Source organism: Haloleucobacter albus, from assembly GCF_052492075.1.
Window position 1 is genome coordinate 326567 of sequence record NZ_JBQWAS010000026.1, and the last position, 6198, is coordinate 332764.

Below are 6198 nucleotides of genomic sequence, written 5' to 3' on the forward strand. Positions count from 1 at the left end.
CATGTGGGCGGCGGCGAGGCAGCGTTTGCATTCGTCGTTCCTGCCGGTATAGTCCGGCAGCTTGTGCGTCGACAGAGAATGACGCGTCAGGTTTCAATTTTATTGCCATATCCCAATAGAGAACGAGGGTGCATATGTTCATCACGCCTGCTTTCGCCCAGGGTGCTCAGGGTGCCGCTGGCGGGGCCGATATGCTCATCCAGCTTGCCCCGTTCCTGCTGATTTTCGTGGTCATGTATTTCCTCATTCTGCGCCCGCAGCAGAAGCGTGCGAAGGCGCATCAGGAAATGGTGAATGCGCTGCGTCGCGGGGATGTTGTGGTGACGGCCGGCGGCCTGGTTGGCAAGGTGACCAAGGTGGTGGACGACACCGAAATCGAGTTGCAGGTCGCTGAAAATGTGCGTGTGCGTCAGGTGCGCGCGCAGATTGTCACCGTTCGTTCCAAGAGTGAGCCGGCCAAGGATGAGCCGGCCGCTTCCTGATTGCAGAGATAGCGCGCGACAATGCTGCATTTCTCCCGCCTGAAGACTGCGGCGATTCTGGTCGTCGTTGGTCTGGGTATCCTGCTGGCGCTGCCCAATATTCTTCCTTCCAGTGTGTTGCAGAAGCTGCCGCCCTGGCTGGCCGATAATAGGGTGACCTTGGGTCTCGATCTTCAGGGTGGCTCGCACATCCTGCTGGAAGTGGATGGCGAGGCGCTGCGTGTAGAGCGCGCCGAGCAGGTGCGGGATGATGTGCGGCGTGTGCTGCGCGAAAGCCGGATCGGATATCGCAATCTCGCCGTACGTAATGCTGCGGTGACGCTGCGTTTGCGGGATCCGCAGGAGGCTGACAAGGCTGTTGCAGAACTGCGCAAGCTGGCCGCACCAGTGACCAATTCCGTGCTGGGAACTTCAACCGGGGAGATGGATCTGACTGTCTCTTCCGGGAATGATGGTCTGGTCACGGTGCAGCTCACTCAGGCTGGTATTGATGCGCGCATGCGCTCTGCTGTTCAGCAATCCATCGAGATCATTCGCCGCCGTATTGACCAGCTTGGTACGGTGGAGCCGAATATCCAGCGTCAGGGTGACAATCGCATTCTGGTGCAGGTGCCGGGGTTGCAGGACCCGCAGCGTCTGAAGAATCTGCTGGGTCAGACGGCGAAGCTTTCTTTCCGCATGGTGGATCAGTCCATGTCGCCGCAGACGGCATTGCAGGGGCGTCCGCCGGCGGATTCCGAGGTGCTGATGGGGCAGGATGGCCAGCCCTATCTGGTGGAGAAGCGGGTGCGCGTTTCCGGTGAGGATCTCGTGGATGCCCAGCCGGGTTTTGATCCGACCACCAGCGAGCCTCTCGTGACCTTCCGCTTCAACTCCAATGGTGCGCGTCGCTTTGCGACCACCACGCAGGAGGCTGTGGGGCGCCCGTTCGCCATTGTGCTGGATAATGAAGTCATTTCGGCTCCAGTGATCCGCGAGCCCATTCTGGCTGGTTCTGGACAGATTTCCGGCAATTTCACCGTGCAGGAAGCGAATGATCTCGCCATCCTGCTGCGCGCCGGTGCCCTGCCGGCACCTCTGAAGGTGGTGGAAGAGCGGACAGTGGGGCCAAGCCTTGGGGCTGACTCCATTGAGGCGGGCAAGGTCGCGGCCTATGTGGCTGCCGTGCTTGTGGCTGTGTTCATGGTTGCGGTGTATGGCCTGTTTGGTTTTATCGCCATCATCGCTCTTATCGTTCACATCACCCTCATGTTTGCGCTTCAATCGTTGCTGGGCGCGACGCTCACCCTGCCCGGTATCGCGGGCGTGGTGCTCACCATCGGTATGGCGGTGGATTCCAATGTGGTGATCTTCGAGCGCATCAGGGATGAAGCGCGGGAGGGGCGCTCCGCCATTTCCGCCATCGACAAGGGCTTCACGAATGCCCTTGGTACGGTGATGGACGCCAATATCACCTCGCTTGCGACTGCGGTGATCCTGTTTCTCATGGGTGGTTCCGGCCCGGTGCGTGGCTTTGCTGTCACCTATATTCTGGGTCTCATCACCACCGTCTTCACGGCCTACACCTTTACCCGCCTCCTGGTTGCGTGGTGGGTGAAGTGGCGGCGGCCGTCCAAGCTGCCTATCTGAAGGTGTGCCGAAAATGCCTTTGATTGATTACATTCCGGCGCACACCAATATCCGCTTCATGAAGCTGAGATTTTTCAGCTTCCCGGCGTCGGCCATCCTGTCGGTGGTTGCGGTTGTGCTGTTCATGACCGTGGGCTTCAATCTCGGTATCGATTTCCGTGGTGGAACGATGATCGAGGCGCAGTCCACTCATGATGTGGCTGATGTTGCATCTCTGCGTGAACATCTGACTGATCTGGATATTGGCGATGTCCAGATTCAGGAGTTTGGTTCCCCGCGTGATGTGCTGATCCGCGTCGGCCAGGTGGGGGCGAGCGAGGAGTCTCAGCAGGCTATTGTTCAGCTTGTCCGTGAGGTTCTGGGCGACCAATACTCTATCCGGCGTGTTGAGACAGTTGGTCCCAGCGTGTCTGGAGAGTTGGTGCGCCAGTCTCTTCTGGCTATGGTTCTCGGCACGGTGGCCATTCTGGCCTATCTGTGGTTCCGTTTTGAGTGGCAGTTTGCTGTCGGCGCGATTGTGACCACACTGCACGATGTGTTCGCCGCGCTTATGGTCTATTCCATTCTCGGTCTGGATTTTGATCTCACGGCCATCGCGGCGCTGCTCACCATCATGGGGTATTCCCTGAATGATACGGTGGTTGTGTATGACCGTATCCGGGAAATGCTGCGCCGCTATAAAAAAATGCCGATGCCCGAGCTGCTTGATCTGGCTGTCAATGCCACCTTCTCGCGCACGATCATTGTGTCCCTCACCACCTTCTTCGCCACCCTGGCGCTTTATCTGTTCGGGGGCGAGGTGTTGCGCGGCTTCTCTCTGGCGATGATGATTGGTGTCATTATTGGCACCTATTCCAGTATCTTTGTCGCAGCTCCCATTCTCATTCATCTGGGCTTGCGGCGCTCCACTGTGGCAGGCAAGGCAAAGCCTGAAGAGGGGCCGGAGGATATTCTGGGCGTTGATGAGGCTGCGCGCTTTATCGAGGCGGAGGAGCGTAAGGAGGGGGCTTCGCGTCCTGTTTCTGCGCCCCAGAATAATGCTGGCCGACAGAAGGGGCGAGGAAAAGGTGGGGCGCAACAGGGGGCTCCCAAGCCTTCTTCTGGTGGGGCCTGAGGCATGGTGGAGCGTTCGGAAGGCCCTTTTTTGCCACGCCAGGTGGCGATTGATGGCTATGGTGCGAACTTCTTTCACTTCGCAGGAATGTCGCATTCGGGCTCCATTCTTGCTCTTCCTTCTGGGATCCGCCCTTGGGTGGTGAGCCGTTTTTCGGATTTGAACGCTCAGGCTCTGGCTCCCATTCTGGATGAAGCCAGAGCCTTTGAGCTGCTCTTTATCGGGACAGGGCGGGAGCCGGCGCACTTGCCAGAAGAGTTGAAGGAAATTCTTAGACAAAGCGGGTTGCGGTTTGAGTTGATGCCCACTCACGCTGCGGCGGCAACATATAATGTGTTACTTGATGAAGGGCGCCTTGTTGGGGCTGCGCTAATTTCTATCTGAAAAATTCCATTTATATCAAATAGATAATTAAAGATCTTAATGTTAAATGCTCGCTTTAAGGTTTTCGCGCATTAGGGTTTTGCGGTTTTTAATGCGCCTCAAGTTTTGCTTGAGGTAGAGTGCCGGGTCTGTTCAGTTCACTCTTCCTTCTGACGTGCTTCGGTGCTCCATGATCTCTTCATCATCCGATCCGGCCGCTCGTTCTCCGGCCCTGGTGGCTGCTTATGCGCATTGCATGCAGTTGGTGCGTGCATATGATCGGGATCATTTTCTCTCGATACTTTTTGCGCCGCATCATTTGAGGCAGCATCTTTTCGCCCTTCATGCGTTCAGCTTGGATGTCGCCAGAGTTCGGGAAGTCGTGAAAGATCCGTTGCCGGGGGAGGTTCGACTGGCATGGTGGCGGGAGGTGATTGAAGGGCAAGGGCGTGGTGCAGTGGACGGGCACCCCATTGCGGCTGCGCTTCTAGATACGGTTGAGCGTTTTGCCTTGCCGAAGGCCGCGTTGGTGAACCTCATCGATGCTCGTATCTTCGACCTCTATGATGACCCCATGCCTAGCCTCGATGATCTGGAGGGCTATGCTGGGGAGACGGCCAGCGCCTTGGTGCAGCTTTCCTCGCTCATTTTGATGCCGGACGGCGCGGATCGTGTGGCGGAGTTGTCCGGCCATACGGGGGTTGCCATTGCATTGACGGGATTGATGCGGGCTTTCCCAATTCATGCCGCGCGCGGGCAGTGCTATCTTCCGCTGGATCTTTTACAGCGTCACGATCTTTCGCGGGATAAAGTTACTGGCGGTGCATCGTCGTGCGATGGTTTGTTCGCGGCGCTGACGGAATTGCGGGAAATAGCTGCGAAACATGCCTTGGCTGCTCAGACTGATCTGGAGGGGGCGTCGCCTGATGTGCGACGTCATATTGGCGTTGCAGTTCTGCCGCTTGCTCTCGTGCCGGGAGATCTGAAAGCGCTTGCGCGCGTCGGGAATCCTTTTCGGGATTTGGCTGGAGCGTCGCCCGTGATCCGTCAGTTTCATCTATGGCGCGCAGCGCAGCGGCTTGGAGCGGGGCGTGCAATGAAATTGCGCCTGTAGGCGGATTGAGTGCGGAACGCTCCGCTTGATTTACATACATGTATACACAAATAAATTGTATACACTAAAAATAAGTGTTAACTCTATTTTAATTTGTTGCCGAAGTGCGATTTGCGCCTTCTTATATCGGTATGCAGTTGATTGTGTATACAGATATGCAGGTGGGGCGTGTCGATGAAGATTTTGGCTGTCGTTTCCCAGAAGGGGGGTGTTGGCAAAACAACCCTGGCGACGGCGCTTGCCGTTGAAGCTGTGCGGCAGGGCAAGAGTACGGTGATGGTCGATCTGGATCCGCAGGCAAGTGCCAGTTTCTGGAAAGATACGCGTGAGGCTTCTCTCGTGGAGGGTGATCTCGCGATAACGGCCGTTCCATCATCACGTTTGCCTCATGTTCTGTCTGCGGCAGAGGGGGCGGGTTGTGATCTTGCTGTGATTGATACGCCACCCTTCTCAAAGGATATTGCTTATGAGGCCGCTCAGCGCGCAGATTTTGTTCTGATCCCAACACGCCCGGCGGTTCTGGATGTGATGGCGATGACCCGGACGCTGGATCTGGTGAAGCATTATCAGCGCCCATATGCCATTGCGCTGACATTTTGCCCGCCGCAAGGGCGGGAGGTTGCAGATACGGTGCAGGCCATTGAGGCGCTGGAGGCCACTTTGTGTCCAGTGCGAATTGGGAACCGTATTGCCTATTCGAGGGCGCAGCAAACGGGGCGGGCGGCTCAGGAGTTGGATGCTTCCAGCAAAGCGGCGCAGGAAGTGGTTGATTTATACAAATATATATGTATACATATGTACAATGATGTGAATGGGGGCTCCGATAATGGCTAATGCATTGCAGGCTGTTCTGGATCGTGCGGCACAGCAAAAGGCGCAGGAGGTGGAAAAGACGCCTGCACCTCAAACGCGTCGTGGGGGGGCAGGGGGTGAAGGTACTTCGACGCCTGCGGAAGTGACGCCTGAGGTGAGTGCAAGTGTGGAGGTTGAAAAGCCTAAGCGTACCAGTCGTACGGGCACGCGTTTGATCGGGGGGCATTTCCCCCCAGAAGTCGCAAGGCAGTTAAGGATGTTGGCTGCTGAGGAAGATACAACAGTTCAGGCGCTGTTGGAGGAGGCTATTGGGTTATTGTTTGTGAAGAAGGGCCGTGCAGCTTTGCTGACTAGGAAGAGTTGATCTGAAAGGGATGATTTTGCATATGTGTATACATATATAACGGCTTCTTATAAAGTCTATATATGTATGAACGTATGCACCTGTATTGCTTAAGTGATTGTTTTTAATGATAAAATATGTGTATACATGTATTATATCTTGGGTGTATGCACTTGACCTGTTCAGCGGTGTCTATGTAATTGCGCCGCATAGCCGCATAGCCGCATAGCCGCATAGCCGCATAGCCGCATAGCCGCATAGCCGCATAGCCGCATAGCCGCATAGCCGCATAGCCGCATAGCCGCATAGCCGCATAGCCGCATAGCCGCATAGCCGCATA

7 protein-coding genes are annotated in these 6198 nt (G+C 56.2%); all 7 read left to right on the plus strand.

Annotation, left to right across the window (positions count from 1 at the left end; all coding sequences use genetic code 11):
• Window positions 1-134 precede the first annotated feature (134 nt).
• The 7 genes from yajC (at window position 135) to ACT6QH_RS09820 (ending at window position 5879) form a co-directional block, all read left to right on the plus strand.
• Window positions 135-482: a preprotein translocase subunit YajC gene (gene yajC, locus ACT6QH_RS09790; protein WP_444974629.1), complete on the plus strand. Its 348-nt coding sequence runs from the start codon at window positions 135-137 to the stop codon at window positions 480-482.
• A gap of 21 nt (window positions 483-503) precedes the next feature.
• Window positions 504-2111 (plus strand): protein translocase subunit SecD, encoded by a 1608-nt coding sequence (secD, locus tag ACT6QH_RS09795; RefSeq protein ID WP_444974630.1) that lies wholly within the window; start codon window positions 504-506, stop codon window positions 2109-2111.
• Window positions 2112-2124: 13 nt separating this feature from the next.
• Window positions 2125-3225, plus strand: a complete 1101-nt coding sequence (secF, locus tag ACT6QH_RS09800; RefSeq protein ID WP_444974631.1) for a protein translocase subunit SecF — start codon at window positions 2125-2127, stop codon at window positions 3223-3225.
• Window positions 3226-3228: 3 nt separating this feature from the next.
• Window positions 3229-3609: an Mth938-like domain-containing protein gene (locus tag ACT6QH_RS09805; protein WP_444974632.1), complete on the plus strand. Its 381-nt coding sequence runs from the start codon at window positions 3229-3231 to the stop codon at window positions 3607-3609.
• A gap of 169 nt (window positions 3610-3778) precedes the next feature.
• Entirely contained in the window at window positions 3779-4702 is a 924-nt protein-coding gene (locus tag ACT6QH_RS09810) for a phytoene/squalene synthase family protein (protein WP_444974633.1), read from the plus strand.
• A gap of 174 nt (window positions 4703-4876) precedes the next feature.
• The gene (locus ACT6QH_RS09815; protein ID WP_444974649.1) at window positions 4877-5536 is read left to right on the plus strand and encodes an AAA family ATPase; all 660 of its coding nucleotides are present in this window, start codon (window positions 4877-4879) and stop codon (window positions 5534-5536) included.
• Window positions 5529-5879: a ribbon-helix-helix domain-containing protein gene (locus tag ACT6QH_RS09820; RefSeq protein WP_444974634.1), complete on the plus strand. Its 351-nt coding sequence runs from the start codon at window positions 5529-5531 to the stop codon at window positions 5877-5879. Before ACT6QH_RS09815 ends, ACT6QH_RS09820 begins: the two co-directional genes overlap by 8 nt.
• Window positions 5880-6198 lie beyond the last annotated feature (319 nt).

Bases quoted from the DNA above. Each gene is read 5' to 3' on its own strand.
- yajC (WP_444974629.1), top strand. From the start codon at position 135: ATGTTCATCACGCCTGCTTTCGCCCAGGGTGCTCAGGGTGCCGCTGGC.
- secD (WP_444974630.1), top strand. From the start codon at position 504: ATGCTGCATTTCTCCCGCCTGAAGACTGCGGCGATTCTGGTCGTCGTT.
- secF (WP_444974631.1), top strand. From the start codon at position 2,125: ATGCCTTTGATTGATTACATTCCGGCGCACACCAATATCCGCTTCATG.
- ACT6QH_RS09805 (WP_444974632.1), top strand. From the start codon at position 3,229: ATGGTGGAGCGTTCGGAAGGCCCTTTTTTGCCACGCCAGGTGGCGATT.
- ACT6QH_RS09810 (WP_444974633.1), top strand. From the start codon at position 3,779: ATGATCTCTTCATCATCCGATCCGGCCGCTCGTTCTCCGGCCCTGGTG.
- ACT6QH_RS09815 (WP_444974649.1), top strand. From the start codon at position 4,877: ATGAAGATTTTGGCTGTCGTTTCCCAGAAGGGGGGTGTTGGCAAAACA.
- ACT6QH_RS09820 (WP_444974634.1), top strand. From the start codon at position 5,529: ATGGCTAATGCATTGCAGGCTGTTCTGGATCGTGCGGCACAGCAAAAG.